This window comes from Streptosporangium sp. NBC_01639 (assembly GCF_045209755.1).
GTDB lineage: Bacteria > Actinomycetota > Actinomycetes > Streptosporangiales > Streptosporangiaceae > Streptosporangium.
The window spans coordinates 6,579,523-6,601,689 of the sequence record NZ_CP109272.1 but is presented as its reverse complement, the minus strand read 5'-3'; the positions used below and the strand labels follow the sequence as shown (position 1 = coordinate 6,601,689).

23 protein-coding genes and 1 riboswitch are annotated in these 22,167 nt (G+C 68.1%); of the genes, 11 read left to right on the top strand and 12 right to left on the bottom strand.

The features are described from left to right. Positions 1–5: 5 nt before the first annotated feature. Positions 6–1,772 (bottom strand): sensor histidine kinase, encoded by a 1,767-nt coding sequence (locus OHA77_RS30030; protein WP_406312749.1) that lies wholly within the window; start codon positions 1,770–1,772, stop codon positions 6–8. A 183-nt stretch (positions 1,773–1,955) separates the two neighbouring features. On the opposite strand from OHA77_RS30030, the gene OHA77_RS30025 reads away from it, so the two are divergent. From OHA77_RS30025 to OHA77_RS30010, 4 genes are all read left to right on the top strand, one after another. Next, on the top strand, positions 1,956–3,314 hold the full coding sequence (locus tag OHA77_RS30025; protein ID WP_406312748.1) for a serine hydrolase: 1,359 nt from the start codon (positions 1,956–1,958) through the stop codon (positions 3,312–3,314). 294 nt (positions 3,315–3,608) lie between these two features. After that, positions 3,609–3,869, top strand: a complete 261-nt coding sequence (locus OHA77_RS30020; RefSeq protein WP_406312747.1) for a hypothetical protein — start codon at positions 3,609–3,611, stop codon at positions 3,867–3,869. 34 nt (positions 3,870–3,903) lie between these two features. Next, positions 3,904–4,875 carry a pirin family protein gene (locus tag OHA77_RS30015; protein ID WP_406312746.1) on the top strand — a complete coding sequence of 324 codons (972 nt, stop codon included), beginning with the start codon at positions 3,904–3,906 and terminating at the stop codon, positions 4,873–4,875. 699 nt (positions 4,876–5,574) lie between these two features. Further along, positions 5,575–5,823, top strand: a complete 249-nt coding sequence (locus tag OHA77_RS30010) for a hypothetical protein (RefSeq protein WP_406312745.1) — start codon at positions 5,575–5,577, stop codon at positions 5,821–5,823. Positions 5,824–6,065: 242 nt separating this feature from the next. Here OHA77_RS30010 and OHA77_RS30005 read toward each other — a convergent pair whose 3' ends face one another. Continuing rightward, positions 6,066–7,844, bottom strand: a complete 1,779-nt coding sequence (locus OHA77_RS30005; RefSeq protein WP_406312744.1) for a recombinase family protein — start codon at positions 7,842–7,844, stop codon at positions 6,066–6,068. A gap of 92 nt (positions 7,845–7,936) precedes the next feature. Here OHA77_RS30005 and OHA77_RS30000 point away from each other — a divergent pair, with 92 nt between their 5' ends. Beyond that, complete coding sequence (locus OHA77_RS30000) at positions 7,937–8,455, top strand: pirin family protein (protein ID WP_406312743.1); 519 nt, start codon at positions 7,937–7,939, stop codon at positions 8,453–8,455. 21 nt (positions 8,456–8,476) lie between these two features. On the opposite strand, the gene OHA77_RS29995 is transcribed toward OHA77_RS30000, so the two are convergent. The 6 genes from OHA77_RS29995 to ngcE all read right to left on the bottom strand — a co-directional run bounded on the left by OHA77_RS29995 (position 8,477) and on the right by ngcE (position 13,021). Next, positions 8,477–8,641 (bottom strand): hypothetical protein, encoded by a 165-nt coding sequence (locus OHA77_RS29995; RefSeq protein WP_406312742.1) that lies wholly within the window; start codon positions 8,639–8,641, stop codon positions 8,477–8,479. A gap of 39 nt (positions 8,642–8,680) precedes the next feature. After that, positions 8,681–9,247: a hypothetical protein gene (locus OHA77_RS29990; protein ID WP_406312741.1), complete on the bottom strand. Its 567-nt coding sequence runs from the start codon at positions 9,245–9,247 to the stop codon at positions 8,681–8,683. A gap of 127 nt (positions 9,248–9,374) precedes the next feature. Continuing rightward, a complete protein-coding gene (locus OHA77_RS29985; RefSeq protein WP_326824832.1) occupies positions 9,375–9,665 on the bottom strand; it encodes a 4a-hydroxytetrahydrobiopterin dehydratase in 291 nt (96 codons plus the stop codon). A gap of 78 nt (positions 9,666–9,743) precedes the next feature. Next, a complete protein-coding gene (locus OHA77_RS29980) occupies positions 9,744–10,649 on the bottom strand; it encodes a carbohydrate ABC transporter permease (RefSeq protein ID WP_406312740.1) in 906 nt (301 codons plus the stop codon). Then, complete coding sequence (locus OHA77_RS29975; RefSeq protein WP_406312739.1) at positions 10,649–11,560, bottom strand: carbohydrate ABC transporter permease; 912 nt, start codon at positions 11,558–11,560, stop codon at positions 10,649–10,651. The genes OHA77_RS29980 and OHA77_RS29975 overlap by 1 nt, the downstream gene beginning before the upstream one ends. A gap of 6 nt (positions 11,561–11,566) precedes the next feature. Continuing rightward, entirely contained in the window at positions 11,567–13,021 is a 1,455-nt protein-coding gene (ngcE, locus tag OHA77_RS29970; RefSeq protein ID WP_406312738.1) for an N-acetylglucosamine/diacetylchitobiose ABC transporter substrate-binding protein, read from the bottom strand. Positions 13,022–13,340: 319 nt separating this feature from the next. Between ngcE and OHA77_RS29965 the strand changes: the two genes are divergently transcribed. From OHA77_RS29965 to OHA77_RS29940, 6 genes are all read left to right on the top strand, one after another. Continuing rightward, a complete protein-coding gene (locus OHA77_RS29965; protein ID WP_406312737.1) occupies positions 13,341–13,994 on the top strand; it encodes a class II aldolase/adducin family protein in 654 nt (217 codons plus the stop codon). 151 nt (positions 13,995–14,145) lie between these two features. Next, the gene (locus tag OHA77_RS29960; RefSeq protein ID WP_406312736.1) at positions 14,146–15,357 is read left to right on the top strand and encodes a DUF4032 domain-containing protein; all 1,212 of its coding nucleotides are present in this window, start codon (positions 14,146–14,148) and stop codon (positions 15,355–15,357) included. Positions 15,358–15,510: 153 nt separating this feature from the next. Next, a complete protein-coding gene (locus OHA77_RS29955) occupies positions 15,511–15,888 on the top strand; it encodes a roadblock/LC7 domain-containing protein (protein WP_406312735.1) in 378 nt (125 codons plus the stop codon). A gap of 3 nt (positions 15,889–15,891) precedes the next feature. Beyond that, positions 15,892–16,737, top strand: coding sequence for a hypothetical protein (locus OHA77_RS29950; RefSeq protein ID WP_406312734.1), 846 nt, complete (start codon positions 15,892–15,894; stop codon positions 16,735–16,737). Positions 16,738–16,747: 10 nt separating this feature from the next. Next, positions 16,748–17,176 carry a roadblock/LC7 domain-containing protein gene (locus OHA77_RS29945; RefSeq protein ID WP_406312733.1) on the top strand — a complete coding sequence of 143 codons (429 nt, stop codon included), beginning with the start codon at positions 16,748–16,750 and terminating at the stop codon, positions 17,174–17,176. Between the two features lie 13 nt (positions 17,177–17,189). Then, positions 17,190–17,561 carry a hypothetical protein gene (locus tag OHA77_RS29940; protein WP_326824841.1) on the top strand — a complete coding sequence of 124 codons (372 nt, stop codon included), beginning with the start codon at positions 17,190–17,192 and terminating at the stop codon, positions 17,559–17,561. A 50-nt stretch (positions 17,562–17,611) separates the two neighbouring features. On the opposite strand, the gene OHA77_RS29935 is transcribed toward OHA77_RS29940, so the two are convergent. The 4 genes from OHA77_RS29935 to OHA77_RS29920 form a co-directional block, all read right to left on the bottom strand. Continuing rightward, entirely contained in the window at positions 17,612–18,466 is an 855-nt protein-coding gene (locus OHA77_RS29935) for an alpha/beta fold hydrolase (protein WP_406312732.1), read from the bottom strand. 161 nt (positions 18,467–18,627) lie between these two features. Further along, entirely contained in the window at positions 18,628–19,299 is a 672-nt protein-coding gene (locus tag OHA77_RS29930) for a hypothetical protein (protein WP_406312731.1), read from the bottom strand. 219 nt (positions 19,300–19,518) lie between these two features. Further along, positions 19,519–19,668: riboswitch (cyclic di-AMP (ydaO/yuaA leader) on the bottom strand. Positions 19,669–20,354: 686 nt separating this feature from the next. Continuing rightward, on the bottom strand, positions 20,355–21,206 hold the full coding sequence (locus OHA77_RS29925) for a DUF4253 domain-containing protein (RefSeq protein ID WP_406312730.1): 852 nt from the start codon (positions 21,204–21,206) through the stop codon (positions 20,355–20,357). A 91-nt stretch (positions 21,207–21,297) separates the two neighbouring features. Further along, on the bottom strand, positions 21,298–21,930 hold the full coding sequence (locus tag OHA77_RS29920) for a DUF4142 domain-containing protein (protein ID WP_406312729.1): 633 nt from the start codon (positions 21,928–21,930) through the stop codon (positions 21,298–21,300). Positions 21,931–22,167 lie beyond the last annotated feature (237 nt).

The following is a 22,167-nucleotide window of genomic DNA, read 5'->3' as shown; positions in this document are numbered from 1 at the left end:
CTCCCTCAGCCGGGCATCGGCACCCAGGCCCGGAGCCGGGTGCCCTCCCCCGGCCCGCCGGCCAGGTCCAGTCCCCCGCCGAGGGCGGACATCCGATCGGCCAGCGGGCCCAGCCCCCCGCGGCCGGCCGCCGCCGGGTCGAACCCCTTCCCGTCGTCGGAGACCACCACCTGCAACCGCCCACCGGCCTGCGTCAGCCGTACCTCGATCCGGGAGGCCGCGGCGTGCTTGAGCGCGTTGGCGATCGCCTCGCTCACCGTGAAGTACAGCGCGCCCTCGATCTCGTCGGGAAAGCGCCGTGCCCGCAACCCCGTATCGGCGGTCACCGTCGTGGCCACCGGCAGGCGCGAGCAGCGCTCCTCGACCGCCTCCACCAGCCCAGCCTGGCTGAGCACGGACGGGTGGATGCCCGCCGCGAGCTCCCGCAGATCGGTGAGGGTCTGCCGGGCCTGCTCGCGCAGGAGTGCCAGGGCGTCGGGACCGCCACCGGTCGCCCGGGCCAGCTCCAGCCCGGCGATCAGCGCCACGAGCTGCTGCTGCGCCCCGTCGTGGATGTTGCGCTCGATCCGCCGCCGCTCGGCCTCCTCCGCGTTGACCAGCCGGGCCGCCAGCCCGGCGCTCTGGATCGCCAGCCCCACCGGCACCGCCAGCGCCCGGAGCAGACGGCGGTCCTCGGCGGTGAAACGCCCCGCCGTCCTGGGACCGCACGCGATGTGCCCCAGCCCGGCCGGCACGGTCAGCACGGCCGCACCGTCCTCGTCGCCCGACACCACCCGGGTGCCGTCCGCGAGCGCGACGGCCGCCCAACGGGCCTCCAACCCGGCCCGTACGGCTCCCGCCAGCCTGCCCAGCTGTTCCGCCGGCTCGGCCTCCTCCAGTGCCGGCCCCAGCTCCGTCAGCAGCTCGTCCACCGTCGGCCGGAGGTCGAAGACCAGGAAGATCCGGGAGCCCCTGATCCCCACCCCGATGTCGAGGAGATTGTGCCGGAACACGGTCGCGATGATCGCGACGGCCGGCGAGGCCATGGCGCCCAGCAGGCCGAGCCAGGCGCCCAGAGCGAGACCGGTCAGCCCGTAGGCCGCCACCAGCACGGCCCCGCCGAGGGTTCCCACGACTCCGGCGATCATCCAGCGGAGCCTGCGGCGCTCGGTCGCGGCGCCACGCCGCAGGCGCAGGACCAGGGAGACCAGCACCGACAGCGCCACCAGGAAGGCCACGATCTGTCCCAGACCGCCCACGGACGCGGCGACCAGCCCGGCCGGCCCGCTGAGCCCGAGCGGGTTGCCGCCCGGTACGGCGGCGTAGACCTCGTCAGGGCTGAGCAGTACCCCCGCCCACTGCGCGGCCATGGCCGCCCCGGCGACCCAGACACCGGCCCGCCAGCGGCGAGAGGGCAGCCGCCCGTCGGGGAAGAGGAGGGGGATGAAAATCCAGGTCAGGCCGTAGAAAACGGGGAACAACGAGGCAAGCAGGGCGGCGAGGATCGCGAAAGGGCCGTGGCCGGTGGCGTCCCTGATCAGGAGACCGACGCCGAGGATGCCGAGCCCCAGGCAGTCGGCGGCGGCCAGGAGCAGCCAGCCGTAGACGTTGTCGGGACGCCGGACCGCGACGAGCCAGCCGATCGCGGGCAGCGCCAGGCACACCACGATGAACAGCCACTGGCCGAACGGCGCGGGCAGGCCGCTCTCCAGCAACGCTCCCGCGGTGATACCGGCCATGGCCACCACGGCCGCCGACGCGGCCGGCACACGGGGGAAGAGCGCGGGGGACATGAAACGCAGCCTGACCTGCCAGGGAGTCACCGTCTATGGGGTTGTCCGCAAACCTAGTGCAGTCGGCCGCACCGTGCGGAACGGAGGGTGGCCGGATGGTACGGCGGTGCGGCCCTGCCTAGTTTGGAGATCACGGCCACCGCAGGAGACGGCGGTGACGCCCGATCCGACAGAGGAGCTCCCATGCGACTTCCGTTCCGGCAGACCCGCGTCCTGGCCCTCGGCCTCGCCATGGCGGCCGTCCCCACGGCCGCACTCGTGAGCGGTGCCCCGGCGACGACGGCCGCCGTGGTCACCGCGGCCCCGCAAATCCCCGACAGTCCGGTCGGCCGACAGCTGAGCTGGTTCCTCGACGCGGTGCCGAGGGCCCCCGTCCCGGTCGCCGAGCTGGAGGAGCACCTCAACGCGGAGTTCCTCAAAGCCATCCCGGCCGACGACTTCAACGCGTTCGTCAAGGGCCTGAAGGGTCTGACGCTGGAGAAGCTGACCACCGTCCAGCCCACGACACTGGTCGGCCTGGCGTCGGTCGGCGGGCACACCTACGTCCTCACCATCGCGGTGGACGGCGAGGGCAGGATCAACGCGCTCCGCCTGGACCCCGGGCCGGCGCCCGTCCCTCCGGCTCCGTCGAGCTGGACCCGGTTCGACGCCCGGCTGAAGAAGGCCGCGCCCGAGACCGGCTCCGTCACCGCCGAGATCGACACCCGGGGCCGCTGCGAGGTCGTCCACGGCAAGGCCGTGGACAAGCCCCGGCCGCTGGCCTCGATCTTCAAGCTCTACGTGCTGGGCGCGGTGGCCGAGAAGATCCGCGACGGCGGGCTGAGCTGGGACACCAAACTCACGATCAAGCCCGAATGGAAGAGCATCGGCCAGGGCGGCCTGGTCGACCGGCCCGACAACAGCACCACCACGGTCCACGAGGCGGCGAAGCTGATGATCTCGATCAGTGACAACACCGCCGCCGACATCCTCATCCACACGGTCGGGCGCAAGGCCGTCGAGGCCAAGGTGCGCGCGTGGTCCGGCCACGCCAAGGAGAACATCCCCTTCCTCACCACGCGCGAGTTGTTCCTGCTCAAGGGTGTGAACTATCCCGCGCAGGCCAAGGCCTACCTCGCGCTCAGCCCCGCGAGGAAGCTCGACTATCTCCAGAAGACGGTCGCCGGGCAGTCGCTGTCGGACATCAAGGTGTGGACCACGCCTCGCGAGAACGACACGCTGGAGTGGTTCGGCTCCCCGCGTGACGTCTGCCGCGCCTACGCAGGCCTGGTGAAACTGAACTCCAAGCAGCTGAACGAGACCCTGGCGGCCAACGACGGCAGCCTCAAGCTCAACCCGGCGAGGTGGCCGACCGTCTGGTTCAAGGGAGGCTCCGAGGTCGGACTGCTGAACATGAGTTACCTCGCCCGCTCCGCCAAGGGGAGGGTCTACGTCGTCACCACCCTGACCGCCGACCCCAAGGCCGCGATCGACGAGAACACGGCGGCTCCCGAGCTCATCTCGCTGAGCCGGGGCGCGTTCGCACTGGTAAAGACGGGATAGCCGGACGGGCTCCGGGACGCGTCCCACCGGCTCCGGGCTGTTCCGGGAGTGCGTGGCTCCGGGACGCGTCCTGACAGCTCAGCCGTGACTCCGGGCCACGTCCTGACAGCTCGGCCGTGACTCCGGGCCGCTCCGGGAGCACGTGTCTTTGGGCCGGAGTCGAGAGCGCGTGGCCCGGCCTGGAGTCGGGGCCCGCGGCGTCCCTGGCGCCGCGGCCTCTCGGCGATGGAATAGTTGAAGAATCAACTGAGTTGACGTCAACGAATTCCACAGAAGGAGCCTCAGATGCCCGCCGTGACCGTAGAGAACCCGCTGACCCTGCCCCGCCTGCCCCAGCCGCTCGACGCGGGGCGCGAGCGCGAGGTGCTGACCGTGACGACCGCGCCCAGCGGCTTCGAGGGCGAGGGCTTCCCCGTCCGCAAGGCCCTGGCGACGATCAAGCCCCAGTATCTCGACCCGTTCATCATGATGGACCAGATGGGCGAGGTGGACTACGCGCCGGGCGATTCCAAGGACTCTACCAGTTGGGGGAGTATCTCGACGGATGCTCGCTGACCTGCGGAAACTTCTACCTAAAGGAGTCGGACCCATGCCTGCTGTAACCGTCGACAACCCCTTGTCCCTCCCGCGCGTGGCCGCGTCGGCCGACGCCGTGGCTCGTCCCGTGCTCGGTGTGACAACCGCGCCGAGCGGGTTCGAAGGTGAGGGTTTCCCTGTTCGCCGGGCGTTCGCGGGGATCCACTACCGCCGTCTGGACCCGTTCATCATGATGGATCAGATGGGTGAGGTGGAGTATCAGCCTGGGGAGCCGAAAGGGACCCCGTGGCACCCGCACCGCGGCTTCGAGACCGTCACGTACATCATCGACGGGATCTTCGACCACCAGGACAGCCAGGGCGGTGGCGGCACCATCACCAACGGCGACACCCAGTGGATGACGGCCGGCTTTGGTCTGCTCCACATCGAGGCGCCGCCGGAGTCGCTGGTCATGTCCGGCGGTCTCTTCCACGGCCTCCAGCTGTGGGTGAACCTGCCGGCCAAGGACAAGATGATGGCGCCGCGCTACCAGGACATCCGCGGCGGACACGTCCAGTTCCTCACCACCCCCGACGGCGGCGCGCTGCTGCGCGTCATCGCCGGCGAGCTGGACGGGCACACGGGACCCGGCATCACCCACACCCCGATCACCATGGTCCACGCGACCCTCGCGCCGGGTGCGGAACTCACTCTTCCGTGGCGCGAGGACTTCAACGGCCTCGCGTACGTCCTCGCAGGCAAGGGCGCGGTCGGCGCAGAGCGCCGCCCGATCCACCCGGGCCAGACCGCGGTCTTCGGCGCGGGCTCCTCGCTGACGGTCCGCGCGGACGAGAAGCAGGACGCGAACACGCCGGACATGGAGGTCGTGCTGCTCGGCGGACAGCCGATCCGTGAGCCGATGGCACACTACGGCCCATTCGTCATGAATACCAAGGACGAGCTCCAGCAGGCGTTCGAGGACTTCCGAAAGGGCCGTCTGGGCACGATCCCGGCGGTGCACGGGATGTCTGAAGGCGGAATCTAGAGTCCTCCGGGGGCTGGAACAGCCGATGGCTCAACGGCCCACTGCTGAGCCCAGCCAGGACCGCCGTGTACAAGGGCTCAGTGTTGGACCGCCTTCTTGGTTTCCTAGTAACGGGGCGGGTCGGTAGCCTGCGGCGATGAGTGCCGCAGGTCGCTGGTCTGGCCTTTTGCTGCTGGCTTGCGATGGGGCGCGATGGTCCTGATTGGGTGTCTTGCGGACTGTGTGCGAGCTGGGCAGGGGCTGATGCGATCTCACTGCACGGTTCTCGGCGCAACGCTACGGTGAGCCGTACGGCCGCTGACAGCACGATGCCACCGAGGAACACATGAACGAGTCTGTTGCACCGGATGCTGCTGCTCGATCCGAGGGTGAGACGACATCTGGACCCGCCGCTGCTCCCCAGGATGCGACCGCCGGAATCATCTCCTCGCGCCAGCGAGCCCGTATCGCGACCACCCGGAATTTGCGCACGACGAAGTCCGGAGGTACGCAACCGCCATCCTTCTCGTCCGTGGCCAGAGCCCGACCGAGTTGTTACAGGCAGCTGGTGCGCCCCGGTGGGCGCTATCGGCCGCCACTCTTGCGCGCAAGGGACTGTTGAAAGCACCAGATGCTCGACCTGTTCGGAAGTTCATCGAACTGCGCTCGCAATTTGAGGTGTATGCGGCAGCACACGGACTTCGATGGACTGACGTTCCAGTGGAGGCGGTTCTGGAGACGCCATTCACGTATGAATGCCTGAAGTCAGCTACCCGTGGCGTGCATTGGGTTTCCGAGCTCTGCATTCAAGATGGACGTGTCACGGTCAAGCAGTCGTGGCTCTCGAACAGCTGGCTCAAGGAAATTCGTAGGACGGCCGAGGAGCTCGGTGAATTGGACGAGTGGCAGATGCTCGTCGACTCCTTGGTCGTCGCCGGAAATGAGGGGCTGACACCGTACAGCAGGTGATGCCTCAGGGGCTCGCCCGACCTCTCGTGAGACTTCCGGATCGTGGCATTATCTGGCCGATCATGTGAGTACATTGCGCCGGAAGCGAACGAGGCAGTAAGTCGCGCGGGTTGCATTCGGTGAGCGGGACGCGCGATGGCATTGGACAGAGAGGCAACGGCCTTGGTGCCTTCATGACGCGCGAACGACCGTGGCTGGCGTATGCCTGTTATGAACGGTCGCCCTGGCAAATAGTCGTGCCGCTATTGCCAGCCGCCAAGGGAGACCTCTGAGCCTCCCCCTAGATAATGGTGGAGGGCGCTTGAGGTCTGTTCCGATCGTACGAACTCGACCGCCGCCCGCTTCTCGACGGGAGTCGACCTTCCCGCACCGGTCGCCTTGGTGACTGTGACCCTGCGCACGAACAACTTGACGAAGTCCCGACGCTCCTGGGTCGTAGCCGCCTCCCACCACGAACCCTCGCTTACCGGATCGACGTCCCCCGCGTCCAGGGGCAGCCACAGGTGGATCGGGAGCGTCGACGTCGCAGCCTCTTCCAACTCGATGAGACGGGCCTCCGCCCGCTCCATACGGTCGAGGAGCCGTTCCCTGCGCTCCCGGAACCGGCGCCGTCCGACGGGGTCGTCGTAGTCGCCGGCCTCCTCCCTGTCGTACAGCTCTTCCAACGCGTGCTTGGCATCGGCCCGTTCGGTGACGAGGCTTCGGCGTTCGCCCACGATCTCCGGCTGTTCCGTTTGCGCCGCGTACCGCCGAGCAGCCTCGGCGAGAATGACCGCCGTCTCGGGGTCGTCCTCGGCCGTCTGGATGAGGGCGAAGATCCGCCGGGCGACGTACAGGTCCAGGGTCTGCATGCTGATCGTGCACTCGCCCTCGTGCTGGCCTGGCAGCGCTTTCCGACGGCGGCAGCGGTACGCGGCCTTGTTGGGAGTGGTGGCACGGTGCGACGTCATCACCGCCTCGCAGTCGCAGAACAGGACGTCCATGGCGGAGAGGACGGCGTGTCCGCGCGACAGGCCCTTGCCCTGGCCCCGCCCGTCGAGCCATTTCTGCAGTTCGTGCCAGTCGTCCGGCGGGATGATCGGCGGGTACGCCTGAACTGGCATCATAGTCTCGGGGTCGCGCTCGATGCGGTAGCTCTCGATGGTGCTGGTCAGCTTGCCGTCCTCCCGGCGCTTGTACACCGAGGTCGCCGCATAGCCCGCGATGCGTGGGTCCCGGAGGATGCGCATGGCTGTCTTCGGATCCCAGACGCTGTCCTTCGTCTTTTTGCCGACCCGCTGCCCCTTCGTCGGCACGCCGTCGGCGATCATCTGCGCACAGATGCCCGTGAGGGAGCCCGGGTGTCGGCGTCCCCCTCCGGGCCTGTAGGGCATGTCCTTGTGCTCCTTGATCCGCGCCCACATGTCCTGAATCACCGGCACCTCGTCGGGATCGTGCTCCAAGATATGGACTACGACGGGCCTGCCCTCGGGCGTCATGCGGATCACCGGCACCATGCGGAAGCCGTACGGCGGCTTGCCGCCCACATAGCCACCGAGTTCGCGAGCCGTCTTCTTCGCGCCCCGCACCGCGTCGCTTTTGTTCTTGCTCTCGCTGTGGGCTGCATCGAGCCGCAGAATCAGATGGATCAGATCCATCAGGTTGCCCTTGCGGAACTCGCCCTCGGTGAGGCTGACGATCGTCACGCCAAGGTTGAGCAGCTCCGTGACGATGGGGATGGCGTCGAGCGGATCCATCCGGGACAGGCGGCTGATGTAGTAGACGACGATGAGGTTGATCCGGCCCTCGTGGCAGTCCTTGATCAGCCGGTCGAAGTCCGGGCGTCCGTCGCCCGTGAACGCGGATATGCCGAGGTCCTCGTACTCGGTGATACTGACGGCACCGCGCCGCTTCGCCTCGGCCACACCCGCCGCGCGCTGCGTGACCGTGCTGACCTCGGATTTGTTGGCCCGCCCCACGGACTGACGTCCATAGACCCCTGCATGGATGTCCATGCCGGTCACCACCCCTGGCCTGATCATAGGAGGACTCTAGCTGATTTTTTAGCCCCCCAACTGGTTTCACCCAGGGCAATCCCTGGCACCCGCACCGGGGCTTCGAGACCGTCACTTACATGATCGACGGCGTGATGGACCATGCCGACTCCCATGGCGGCGGCGGCACGAGCTCCGACGGCGACACTCAGTGGATGACCGCCGGCGGCGGCATTTTGCATAAAGAGGCACCCCCGGAGTGGCTGGTCCAGAAGGGCGGCCTGTTCCACGGCATTCAGCTCTGGGTCAATCTGCCGGGCAAGGAGAAGATGGTCGAGCCGAAATATCAGGACATCGGCAGGTCCAACGTCGTCCTGCTCAGCAGCCACGACGGCGGAGCACTGGTCCGGCTGATCGCGGGCGAGGTCGGCGAGTTCAGCGGCCCCGGAAGCACCCGGACGCCGATCACCCTGTGGGCGTCCGGGACCCAAGAGAGCCGCAGCCCCAACCTGGAGGTCATCGTGCTCGGCGGCCGTCCGATCGGCGAGCCGGTCGCACACTACGGCCCGTTCGTGATGAACACCCAGGAGGAGCTCGTCAAGGCGTTCGAGGATTACCAGGCAGGACGTCTCGGCACCGTCCCCGCCGGCCACGCCTGATCCCGGCCGCCTCGGGCCAGGTCACAGCAGCCCGTGATACAGCCGCAGCGCGTCGTCCAACGCGTCCAGTTCGTCGTCTTCGAGAACGCCGACCCACTGTGTGAGCCTGGCGACCTCCACCGCCAGTGTCTGCTCAAGCAGAATCCGGCATTTGCGGCCGTCGATCTCCGCTTCCGGGCGGGTCAAACTCGCCCTTACAGCCGACGCGCGCCGGAACGGGTCGGCCTACTGTTCGGCGAGGGAGACGCAGGCGACGCGGGGGCCCGCGGTGCCCGCGTCGGCTCCGGTCTTCACGGTCGGCTGGGCGTGGATCACCAGAGAATGGGGCACCCGGCCGGGAGCGAACGCCCAGTCCTGCTTGGCGGTGGCGGTGGCGGTGCCCTGGTCGTCGGTGGTGAAGTCCAGCCACACCTCGTTGGTGGCGCTCGCGTGGCTGTGGACATGCTGGTAGTGCGGGCCCGAGTCGTCGGGCTTGAGCCCGCAGGGGTCGACGTGCAGGTGCGCGCCGTAGGTCCGGTTGGGCAGCAGCCCCCCGACCGTGACCGTGGAATTGGCGAGCACCGCCCCCGACTCGGCCACGACCTCGGCCGAGGCTCCCAGCGGCGCCAGCTTGGCGTTGTAGGTGACGGCCGACGCCTTGGGCATCGGCTTGGTGAGCGTGCCGCCTCCGGCGAGGCGGACGCCGGTGGGGCTCGGATCATGTGCGACCGGATGGGTGGTGACCGTCGTCGACTGGCCACCACAGGCCACACTCAGCAGACCGACGGCGGCGAGAGCCACGAGAACGCGCATCCAACATCTCCTTGACCAGACATGGACCAGACACGGCGAGCAGGAATCCACTGTAACGAGTGATCAAGCGATCACAGTGGGTATTCGCATTGTCGGATTCGTGCGAGTCCCGTGGCCCTCGGGTCGGTCAGGTGTGGGATGCGGCGATCTCGTCGATGCGGGCGGCGAGGGTGAAGTCCATTTCGGTCAGGCCGCCTGCGTCGTGGGTGGAAAGGGCCAGGTGGAGGGTGCGCCAGCGGATGTCGATGTCGGGGTGGTGGTTGAGCTTCTCCGCCTCGACGGCGATCTCGTCGACGATGCGGATCGCGGTCGGGAAGTCGGAGGCTTTGATCGTGCGGCGGATCTCGTCGCCTTCGCGTCGCCATTCGGGCACGTCGGCCAGGCTCCGGTCCACCGCGGAGTCGTCAAGCAGGTCCATCGGTCCAGGACATCACGTCTCCCGCCGACACGCCAGGCAGAGTCGGCCCGCCGCGCCGCGTCACCAGCCGGGCGGTGCTCACTTCACCGCGCCGGAGGTGAGACCCGACTGGATCTGGCGCTGGAAGATGATGTAGACGATCATGACTGGGATGATCGACATGCTCAGCGCGGCGAACATGCCCGGCCAGTCGGCCTCGTAGCCGGCGTTGGTGGAGATGTTCGCGACCCCCTGGGTGATCAGCCACTTGTCCTCGACGTTGCCGGACAGCAGCACGATCGGCAGCAGGTACTGGTTCCACTGGCCCAGGATGTTGAAGATCGTGATGCTGATCAGGCCGGGCCGGGCCATCGGCACCATGATCTGGAAGAACGTCCGGGTGTGGGAGCAGCCGTCCATCATCGCCGCCTCGGCCACCGAGGTGGGCAGCGTCTTGAAGAACGCCGACAGGAAGAAGACGGTGAACGGCAGCGAGTAGGCGGTGTAGACCAGGATCACCCCGAGGTGGGTGTCGATCAGGCCGAGGTTCTTGACCACGAAGAACAGCGGGACCAGGGCGAGGAAGACCGGGAAGGTCATACCCGAGACGAACAGGAAGTAGATCGCCCGGTTGCCGGGGAAGGTGTACCGGGCCAGGACGTAGGCGGCCATCGAGCCCAGCAGCATGGTCGCGGCCGTGCTGCACACCACGACGAAGACGGTGTTCAGCATGTACTGGCCGATGTGGGCCTTCTCCCAGGCCCGGCCCCAGGCGTCCCAGCCCAAGGAGGCCGGCAGCGTGATGGGGTCGCCGAAGATCTCGGTGTTGGTCTTGAAGGAGGCCAGGAACGTCCACAGGATCGGGCCGATGATCAGGATCGCCCAGACCAGCAGCGCGAGGTGGGACAGGGAGCCGAAGACGCCCAGCGGGCTCCTCCGCCTCTTCGGCCGGCCGTGGGCGGTGCCCGGCCGGGTGACCGGCTTGCCAGCCGTGTCCGTTGCCATCAGAACTCGATCCTCTCGCGCCGGGTCACGCGCAGGGTGAGCGCCGCGAACGTGATGGTCATGAAGAACAGCGCCACGCCCATCGCCGACGCGTAGCCGAACTTGGAGAAGTTGAACGCGGTCCGCCAGATCTCCATCGGGAGCACCGTCGTGGAGTTGTCGGGGCCGCCGCGGTCGACCGAGAGCACCTGGACCAGCGCGAAGCAGTCGAAGGCGGCGATGCCCAGGTAGACCCAGGCGACTTGCATGGTGTCCCACAGCAGCGGGAGTGTGATCTTGAAGAACAGGGTGAAGCGGCCCGCGCCGTCCAGCGCTGCGGCCTCGAACACGTCGCTGGGGATCGAGGACATGCCCGCCGAGAACAGGACCACGTAGAAGCCGACGGCCTGCCAGACGACCACGCCGATGATCGACCACAGGGCGAGGCCGGGCTCGATGAGCCAGCCGACCGGCTCGATTCCGATCTTGCCGAGCAGGCCGTTGATCACGCCGGACCCGTCCGGGCGGTAGATCGTCTGGAAGAGCACGCCGACGATGGCGACGGCCAGGACCTGGGGCAGGAAGAAGATCACGCGGTAGACCTTCGAGCCGCCGATCCCGGTCATCCTGCCGCCCCGCTGCCCGCCGCTCAGATTGAGCAGGAAGGAGAAGAACAACGCGATCACGATGGTGACCAGCGGCATGGCGAGTAGCAGGACACCGTGGTGACGCACCGCTGCCCAAAAGACCTCATCGTCCAGCAGACGGGAGAAGTTCTCCAGGCCGATGAAGCGGGGATTCGCCGAGACGCCCTTCCAGTCGGTCAGCGAGATGTAGAAAGCCTGGAGGTACGGGCTGACCACGAAGACGACGTAGAGGAGCACCGGCGCGGCGAGAAAGCCGATGATGAACGGATACCTGCCATGCCGCATCGGGACCTACACCGTCCGGTTCTGCTTGGTGATGGACGAGTCGGCCTTGCTCTTGTCGGCTGCCTTCTGCATCCTGTCGCAGAACTCGTCGGCGGAGATGCGGCCGAACATCAGCGCGTTGGTGTGCTTGCGGAGCTCGGTCTCGAGCTCCTTGTACCAGTTCTCGAAGCTGCTGTAGGTGACGATGTTCACGCCCGCGGCGGTCTGCGCTGCGCTGAGGCTCGCGTTGCCCGGCGACAGCTCCAGGCCGTCGGCGGCACCGGTCACCACGGTGATGTTGCCCGACTTCTGGGTGAAGCCCCTCGCGCCCTCCTTGGAGAGCATGATGCGCAGATACTCCAGGCCGCCCTTGGGGTTCTTGGCCTTGGCGGGGACGATGTAGGCCTCACCGGCGGCGGCGCGGATGGCCTCGAACGGCATCGCGTCGGCCGCGGTGACGCTGGGGGTGGGCGTCAGGGCGTACTTGAACTCCTTGGGGGTCTGGCTGCTCTGCTCGTTCTCCAGCCAGGAGCCCGACGGGTAGAGGGCGATCTTCCCCTGGTTCTGCCGGGTCTGCACATCGGTGTGGATCAGGCCCTCGAAGGACTTGTCCATGTACTTGCCGATCTCGGCCCAGGCGGCGGCGGACTGCTTGACCGAATCCCGCTTCCAGACGCCGTCGACGAGGTTGTCGATGTCGACCAGGAGCTGGTTGCCCTCGATCTTGGCGGCGGAGATGAGGATCATCCAGTAGGCGTAGTAGGAGGCGTTCTTGCCCGCGTAGGCGAACGGGACGATCCCGGCGGCCTTGACCTTCTCACAGAAGGTCTTGAACTCCTCGAAGGTCTTCGGCGGGGTCCAGCCGTTCTTCTCGAACAGGGCGGAGTCGTACCAGAGACCGTAGGCCGAGAAGACGTAGTTCATCAGGTAGGGCTTGTTCGCGATGAGGCCCGACTCGACGGTGCCCGGCGCGACCATGTCGCGCACCTTCTTGCTCGGGTCGTCGATGGAGGGGGCGTCCCACAGCTCGGTGAGCTCCAGGAGCTGTCCCTCCTGTTGCAGGGCGCCGTTGTCCATCAGGTCGGTGCCCGAGTTGGCGATCATGTCCGGGACCTCGCCGCTGGCGAAGCGCGGCTGCAGGGTCTGTGCGATCTGCTGGGTGGCGACGTGCTTGACCGTGGCCTTGGGGAAGGCCTTCTTGTACAGCGGCTCGTGGACCTCGGTGGCGTAGCTGTCGCCGAGGCCTCCCTTGAAGATGACGACCTCGAGCGGGGCGTCGGTGGCGACACCGAAGGGGTTGGCGGCGGAGACCGCACCGCTCGCCGACGGAGCGGCGGAGGTGGCGGGCGCGGGGGAGGTGCCGCTGGTGGCGCAGGCGCTGAGCAGCCCGGCGCCGGGACCGGCGACCAGAGCGGTCAGACCGATCCGGCGGAGCATCTGCCGCCGGGTGATATCTCCTGGCGTGCCGGCCATGTTGGACATCGCAACCCTCCTGAGCGGGGGACAAGTTAGGAAAGTTTCCTAAATGTTGGCCCGAAGGTACGTATCCCCGAAGTCCACCGTCAAGAGGTCATAGCCGGTCTAGACCGAGCCGTGATGTCCGCGCGACATATCAGAGGCAAAGCAACGTCAAAAAAGGTCCTTCACCTCACATATTGGCATATATCTCTCTGAATACCCAGCGAGGTCGGCGACGGACGGCTCCCTCGGGAGCGGAGATCACCGCCTCCTGATGACCACCGGTCTAGACCAGCTGACGAAAGTTTGCCGCATACCACCACAAGCCCATACTTTTACTGACATGTTGCTGGCGGAGCAGCGCCGTCTGCTGTGTGAATACGGCCGCAGGGCCGCCGAGACCGGACTGGTCGTCGGCACGGCTGGAAATCTGAGCGCCCGCGTCGGCGAGCTGGTCGCGGTGACGCCCAGCGGAGTCCCCCTCGACCGGCTGGAGCCCGAGGCCTGCCCGGTGGTCGACGTGGCGGGCCACCTGGTCGAGGGAGAATCGCAGCCGTCCTCCGAGACGCCCATGCACCTGGCGGTCTACACGGCCACCGGCGTCCAGGCCGTCGTGCACACCCATTCCACCTTCGGCACCGTCGTCGCCACCACCATGACCGAACTGCCGCCGATCCACTACACCGCGCTGCTGCTCGGCGGCACCGTCCGGGTCGCCGACTACGCCACCTTCGGCACCCCCGAGCTGGCCGCCTCCGCCATGGCCGCCCTCAAGGACAGGCGTGCCGCGCTGCTGGCCAACCACGGCGGGGTCACCGTCGGCGACGACCTGGACGGGGCGTTCGAGGCGACCCGGCTGCTGGAGTGGCTCTGCGAGGTCTACGTGCGGGCCAAGGCCGTCGGGGAGCCCCGGGTGCTCACCGAGGAGCAGCTCTCCGCGGTGGTTCAGCGCGCCTTCTCCCCTCCCGTCTTCCCCCGCCGGCCCCCGGTCTCGTGAGAACCGCCCCGCGCCCCTCCCCCGGTCTCGCGAAAACCGTCCCGCACCCCTCCCCCGGTCCCTTGAGGACCGCTCCGCACCCCTCCCCCGGTCCCTTGAGGACCGCCCCGCACCGCACTCCCCCGACTCCCGAACTCGTGAGGACCGACCCATGCCCCTGCAGCTCACCGGCACCCCCGGCGACCCGGACCTGCTCCGCCTGCCCTGGGACGTCCCCCTTGAGCAGTGGCCGGCGCACCACCTGGTCTCGTTGCCGCGCGGCATCTCCCGTCACGTGGTGCGCTTCGCCCGGCTCGCCGGCCGGGTCTACGCGATCAAGGAGATCAGCGAGTACTACGCCAAGCGCGAATATCGCCTGCTGTGGGACCTGCACCGGCTCGACACCCCCTCGGTGGAGCCGGTGGCCGTGGTCACCGGACGGACCGGCGCGGACGGGGAGCCGCTGGACTCCGCGCTGATCACCCAGCACCTGCAGTTCTCCCTGCCCTACCGGGCCGTCATGTCGGGCACGCTCCGGCCCGACACGCTCAACCGGCTGCTCGACGCGCTGGCCGTACTGCTGGTCCGGCTGCACCTGGGCGGTTTCTACTGGGGTGACTGCTCGCTGTCGAACGTCCTGTTCCGCCGGGACGCGGGCTCCTTCGCCGCCTACCTGGTGGACGCCGAGACCGGCGAGCTCCACCCCATGATCAGCGAAGGCCAGCGGCTGTACGACATCGACGTCGCACACACCAACATCTTCGGTGAGATGCTCGACCTGGAGGCCGGCGGCCTGATCCACCCCTCCATCGACCCCGAGGAGGTCGCCGACTCGGTCTGCTCGCGCTATCACGCGCTCTGGAACGAGCTCACCTCCGACGAGATCATCGAGGAGGTCGACTGGCACATGATCGACCAGCGGATCCGCCGGCTGAACTCCCTCGGCTTCGACGTGGCGGAGATGATGGTCCGCCGCAAGGCGGGGACGGGACGGCTGATCGTCCGTCCGAAGGTCGTGGACGCCGGTCACCACCAGCGCAGGCTGCTCCGGCTCACCGGGCTGGACGTGGAGGAGAACCAGGCCAGGCGGCTGCTCAACGACCTCGACTCCTTCCGGGTGTCGTACGGCCTGCGTTACGAGGACGAGGCGATCGTGGCGCACCGCTGGCTGGCGGAGGTCTTCCATCCGACGGTGGAGGCCGTCCCGGAGGATCTGCGACGCAAGCTGGAGCCGGCCCAGGTCTTCCATGAGGTGCTCGACCATCGCTGGTTCATGTCCGAGACCGCTGGGAACGACGTCGGACTCCCCGCCGCCGTGGAGTCTTACGTGAAGAACGTTCTCGTCTTCAAGCCGGACGAAAAGGCACTTATCACCGAAGATTGATGGACGTTTCCCCTCCCAGGGGATAAATCCTTATACGCGGTTATTAAATCATTCACCTCCGCGCGCATCAGTTTCAAATGGGGCGCATGGTTCCTTCGGGTTATCCCTACGCTGGCCGGGCGACGTCGTGAAGTCGTTGGCGAGGGAGCCCCCGTGCTTGGAATTGAAGACTGCCTCACCGAGGTCATGGCCATCCCCGGAGCGCTGGACGCGATCCTGATCGACCAGACCAGCGGGACGGCCGTGGGAGTCGGCGGTGACCACCAGGCCGACACGGAGCAGTCGGCCGCAGGGCTGAGCGAGACCCTGCGGGCAACCCTGGACGGACTCGCCGCAACCTCCCCCGGCGGAACGGTCCGGATCAGCGACATGATCATAACCACGGATAACGGACATCATTTATTAAAGCCATTGGAGACGGTTTTCGATGGCCCCTTGGTAATTTATGTCCGGCTCGATCTGGAGCGATCGAATCTGGCCTTGGCCCGGCATCGTCTTCAGTCGCTTTCCGGCCGCCTGATAACGATGTGAGCCATGCCGACCACGGAGAACGTACTCAGTGGACTGGCCGGCGACCGCGCCACCGGCGTGCTGCGGCTGGGCAAGGCAGGGGCGCTCTACCTCACCGGCGGCCGGGTGACCTATGCGGAGAGTCCGGCCGCCCCCCGGGTGGAGGATCTCCTGACCTCCGGCCGCAGGATCTCCGCCCAGGCCGTACGGCAGGCCAGGCAGGCCGCCACCGAGGACCGGTGGGGCGGCGAGCTACTGGTCGCCCAGGGCGTTCTCACCCGGGGCGAGCTGGAGTTCTGCGTGCTGAGCTCGGTGCTCGACGCCGCGTACTTCCTGTTCGAGGCCACCGGTCACCGGCCCAGGTTCCGGCCGGGCGACCGGCACTGGCTCGGACCCCAGTGGTATTTCGACGTGACCGGTCTGCTCCGGGAGTGCAGGCGAAGGAGGGCACAGTTGAACCAGGCCTGGCCGTCTGAGGAACTGGACGCGCTCCCGGTCGTCCCGGTGGGGCGCGTCACCGCCCAGCGGGTGGTGCTGACCTCGCTCCAGTGGGAGGTGCTGGTCGGCGCCGACGCCACGGCGACCCCGGGGGACCTGGCACGCAAGCTCGGCCGCCCGGCCTACTCCGTACTGCTCGCCGTACGGCAGCTCGCCGCGGCGGGACTGCTGCACATGCCGCAGGCCGGCGCGGACGCCACGCCCGGTGCGCTGCCCAAGCGGGTGAAGAACGGCGCGGAAGGCCCCAGAGAGCCGCCGGACACCGCGGCGGGTCCCGCCCGGCCGTCGGCGGTGCTCCCCCTGGCGACGGGGGACCCCACCGACATCAACCTGCTCATCCGGCTCAGGAACGCATTGGAGGCATTGACGTGAGCCTGGTCCGATGCCGATAAGGCTGCGGACGTTGAAGCTGCTCGGAAAGAGGGTGCCAGTGGAACTGCGTGACGAGATACGGCAGGAGATGGCGCTGCTGCGCGAGCGCATACCCGATGTGAACGGGAGCATCGCCTGCAGTGTCGACGGCCTGACGATAGCCAGCGATCTGAGGGACGACGTCGAGCAGACCGGTGCGCTCTCCTCTGCGGTCCTGGCCCTCAGCCGCCGGCTGGTGAGCATGGCCGGCAAGGGCACTTTCGAGGAGACGTTGATCTCCGGCACCAACGGTTACGCGGCCTTCTACGCCGCAGGCCCAAAGATCGTCCTCACAGTGCTCGCCCGCCCTGGCACCAATCTCGGGCTGTTGCGACTGGAGGGCCGCAGAACGGCGGCGAACCTGGCCGCCATCACCTCCCGTATGTCGATATCTCAGTGAATCGGAGACACAAATGGGCAACATGGATATCTCGCTCAAAGAGATGATGGCAATCGACGGCGCCCTCGGCGCGGTGGTCGTCGACTACAACAGCGGCATGGCGCTCGGCGCCCTCGGCGGCTCCAAGGACCTCGACCTCCAGATCGCCGCGGCCGGCAACACCGAGGTCGTCAAGGCCAAGCTGCGGACGATGGAGTCGCTGGGTCTCAAAGACGGCATCGAGGACATCCTCATCACGCTCAGCGGTCAGTACCACGTGATCCGCCCGGTCGCCGGCCGGGGCGGCAAGGGACTCTTCCTCTACGTGGCGTTCGACCGCGCCCGGGCCAACCTGGCGCTCGCGCGGCACACCATGCGCGGCATCGAAGAGCGGCTCGAGGTCTGATCCTCCGGTACGGCCCGCGCCCCGGGAGGCGCGGGCCGTACCGGAGCCCGTCATCCCGCGGCGGTGAGCTCGTCGATCGCGTCGACGAACTCGGGCCAGAGCGGGCGGGGCAGGTCGTGGCCCATGCCGGGAAAGGTGATCAGTCTGGCCTCGGGGATCGCCTCGGCCGTGGCGATCCCACCGGACAGCGGCACGAGCTGGTCGGCCTCTCCGTGCAGGACGAGAGCGCGCACCGCGAGCTCCTTGAGCAGCGGGGCGCGGTCACCGGAGGCCATGATCGCGGTGAGTTGCCGGGCCGTTCCGGCCGGGTCGTGGCACCGGTCATAGCTCAGCGCGGCGACCCGGGCGATGCGCTCCCGGTCGAGCGGGTATCCCGGCGAACCGATGGTCTCCCAGGTCAGCAGCGCCTGCCGGATCACGCTCTCGCGGTCGGCGGCGCCCCGCGTCATGAGCACCGTCATCGCGGCCTCGGTCGGCGGGGCGGCGCGCGGGCTGGGAGTGGACATGATGGAGGTGAGGCTGCGCACCCGGTGCGGGTGACGGATCGCCAGCGACTGGGCGATCATGCCGCCCATCGAGGCGCCCACCACGTGGGCGGACTCCCAGCCGAGCGCGTCGAGCAGCCCGGCGGTGTCGTCGGCCATGTCGTCCAGCAGGTAGGGGGCCGGCCTTCTCGCACCGGAGGCGGGCACCGCGGCCTCGCGGAAATGGGTGGACTCGCCGGCGTCCCGGTTGTCGAAGCGGACCACGTGGTGCCCGCGATCGGCGAGCAGCGCGCAGAAATCGTCGTCCCAGTGGATGCGCTGGGCGCCCAGTCCCATGATCAGAAGAAGCGGACGCTCTCCGGGCGGGCCGAAGGTGTCGTAGGCGAGCTCGATGCCGTTCGCCGGAGCGCGCAGGGTCATGGCACCCCTCCCCCGCCGGTGCTGTCGGATACCACGCTGGTCATGCGCAACAGAATGTCATTCGGTAGAAACGACGGCAAGAGCGGCCCCTGCACGGGACCGCTCCAGTCCACGGCCGGCGGACGGGCCGGCCGATGCCCACGGGGAGGGGCTCGTACCGACTACTTGTTGACCACCTTGGGCGGGGTGGCCGGGTTGTTGTCGATGCGGCCCCACGCGCCGGCGGAGAACGGCACGGGGCGGTTCTTCTTGCCGGGGCCGGTGCCCCACTTCGTGATCACGTAGTCGACGTCGATGTGGCCGGCGCCGCCGTTGCCGTCCACCCCGAGCGTCTCGGAGTTGAACGTGCCGCCGGTCAGCTCGGCGAAGGTCTTGGCGTCCAGGTCGATCATGACGCCGCTGCTGGAGGGCACGCCGGGACCGCGGTCACCGACGAAGAACTTGGCCTTCTTGCCCTTGTAGACGACGTAGCCCTCGGTCATCAGCGGCCAGCTCGGGCTGGCGATCATGCCCTTCTGCATCGGCTTGCCGCTCGCGGGCAGGCCAGTGTCGCCGGCGCGGCCGGAGGAGTCGTCCCAGAAGTAGGAGGCCTTGGTCGAGCCGTTCAGCAGGACGACCTCGGAACCGGACTCGGAGCCGGGGGTCGAGGAGCCGGACTTGACCAGGGTGGAGGTCGCCAGGGACGCGCCCTTGACCGCGATGGGGAGGGTCGCGGAGGCGGTTTCGGCCGTGGCGGGGAGCATCGAGACGACGCCCGTGGAGGTGAGGACGCTCGCACCGAGCAGGGCGGCGGCGATGTAACGGTTCTTGCGTATGCCAAGGGAGAGGCGCATGGGAGAGAGACTCTTTCGCGAGGGAACGGGGAAGCGCGGGTGCCACGCAGATGGGCACAGGCGGATACGCGCTCACAGAGAGAGAGGAGTGCCGGCGATCCCGGGCACTACGCGAGGCGCGTTGGGGGGCGCCGCGTTCTAGCGCGGCAAGGAAGTCTTAGCGGGCTGATACGGATGAGGCGGGTACCAGCGGGAAGGGAGCACAGCGTCCCATGAGTGATGTCCTCTCCATCTCGTCTACCGGGTTAGCTGACGGATTCGGGCGGTGGAGTTGCCCTACCGCCGCATGGTCGCGGCGGATTCACCCCAAGAAGTGGGTCCCCGGTTCCCCTGGCCGTGGCGGCTTCCGGGATTCGACGTCGGCCGGCCGCTCCTTCTGCTGAAGGGCAGGTCGCCAACCGAACACAAATAGGACACTAGCGCCCATTCGAGGACAAAGCAAAACAAAACCCATGACAGACCCAGAAGATCTACCTTTATCGGCCAAGAAAGCCCTATTAGCCGTCACTTGACCTTCCGACCGGCGTGTCGGATCGGCCGCGACCGTCGGGGGGACCAATGGGCGACATCCGCCGATCAAGCCTCCGACCTGGGCATTCTTCCCGAGAATAGCCAAAGGAGGGATGATTCGACGAATATTTCCACGATCGATATGAGGACCACGGAGATCGGTGCACCGACTCCTGGGTCAACGGTTCTTTTTACCTCCTCACCGGCCCATCGATCAGCCGAATGACACATCAGCGGGTTGATCCAGGCTTTTGAGAAGATCCACAAGCGCCGGAGGGGCCCCGTGCAAAGCCACGGTCATGGAGGTCCGCTCCCGCCCCGAGCCCCGCCACGCCCCCTCGTCCCGACCCCGCTGCGTCCCCCTCGGCTCGCCCCCGCCACACTCCCTCGTCCCGACCCTGCCAGTCCCCCTCGCCTCGACCCCGCCACGGCCCGGTTCCCGCCGTGGCCCCGTCCGGCGCCCTGGACCCCCGCCGAGTCCGCGGACCCCGCACGATCTCCCTCGCCCGCCACCCGGAGCGGCCCTCGGGACACCGCGTGGGCGGTCAGTCCCACCAGAACGACCAGGCGTTCCTGCCTCTGATCTGCTCCGCGTAGTCGACCAGCGTCCCCGCGCTGTAGATGACGCTGTCGGGGCAGAACGTCCAGTGCTCGGCGGCGACGTGCAGGGCGTGTTCCGGGGTGACCGGAGGAGCGGCGACGCTCAGGTCCAGGGTGTTGAAGCCCATGCCGACCACCCGCACGCCGAACCTGTCCTCCCAGCTCCGCACCACGGCCGCGAGCGGGACCATCCACTCGTTGTGGTTCAGTGCGCCCTGCCAGCCCATGACGGCCAGCGCGTCCGCCCCTCGCTCCGCCGCGACCAGCCCGAGCGGGGTCCTGCGCTCGGCGACCATCCCGGCGTACCAGTCGGCGACCACGCCGGGATCGGCGGCGAGTTGGCCGGACGGAGCCGGGCCGGGGCACCGGGGGCCGAACGGGTCCAGCAGCTCCAGCTGGTCGGCATGGACCTTCTCCGTCCAGTCGGCCCACACCTCGGCCATGAACGCGGCAGGATGGTAGTTGTCGATCTCGGCGACCGCGTCCGGAGCGATCTGTCCAGCCGACCACGGCTGGACGGAGTCCTCAAGCAGCACCGGCCACAGGCCCGAACGCCCGTGCTCGCCCCGCAGTTCGGTCCAGAGCTCACCGGCGACCGCCTCGTCGCTCAGCCAGAACGCCGGACGTTGGCCGGCCGTCGGCCCCGCGTAATCGGGATCGGCCCACACCACGTCTCCGGGCGGCAACGCGGTCGTAAGCGTGCGCCCCTCACCGCCGTCGGGGAACAGCAGGCCCAGCACCGGCGGAAGTTGCCCGCGCTCACAATCGCCCATCCCTACCGATCCGATCCTGACCACGGACCAATTTTGGCGTGTCGGCGCCCCGAGCGACAGTTAGCCCCCGAGACCAGGCGGAAATCGACGGTATCCGGCCGGACGGGTGAGGCGGTCACCTCGTCGCCGACGGCAGGGAGATCCTCAGGATCGTTTCCGGCCGGTCCCGCCTCAGGGCCCCGACGGTCTTCTGTACGGCGAGCAGCCGGTTCAGATCGGCCTGGAAGATCGGTTCTGCGGCCTTGGCGAGCGCCTTGACCTGTGGCACCGACCCTTTGTCGATCTCTTTCCTGGTCGCGACCAGGGCCGTGCGGTGGCTGTAGATCATCCACTTGGTCCAGGCCCTGTCGAACTCCGCGCCGGACAGGGCGTCCAACTCCTTGGACTTGGCCTGCTGGCGCGCCGTGGGCTGCGTGGGCAGGGTCGCCTTCAGGCGTTGTGCGACCTGCTGGAGCCCGCTGTCGAGCTTGGTGTGGTCGGCGGCGAGAAGGGCCCCGGCCGAGCGGACCTCCTTCGACTTCCCTTTGCCCTGCGCGGACCTGCCCGCGGCGATCTCGGTGAGGTTGCTCTGGTGCGCCTGGATCAGGTACTTCATGTCCTGCTCCGCCACCCGGTGTCCGTCCGAGGAGGTCGGCGTCGGCTTCGGCACGGGTGTCGGCGCCAGGGCCGCCACCGGCGAGCCGCTCATCAGCGCCAGCGCGGCGACGGAGGCCGCCGTGATCGCCGCGGGCGGAGTGGGTGGTGTCATCGCTGCCTCCTGGAACGCGTCGGGCGGATTTTCCGCCGCCACTTACGCCCTTCCCGGCCCGGAAGGTTCCATGTGGACAAAAACCCACAAGAGCCCCAAACACCTCAAACGCATTACATTACCCACCAGTCCCCCTTCCGACCCGGCAAACGAACCAGGCCGGCCCGCACCCGGCTTCCGGCCCGGCATGCGGACCAGGTCGGCCCGTGCCCGGCACGGTGATCGCACCCGGACGGG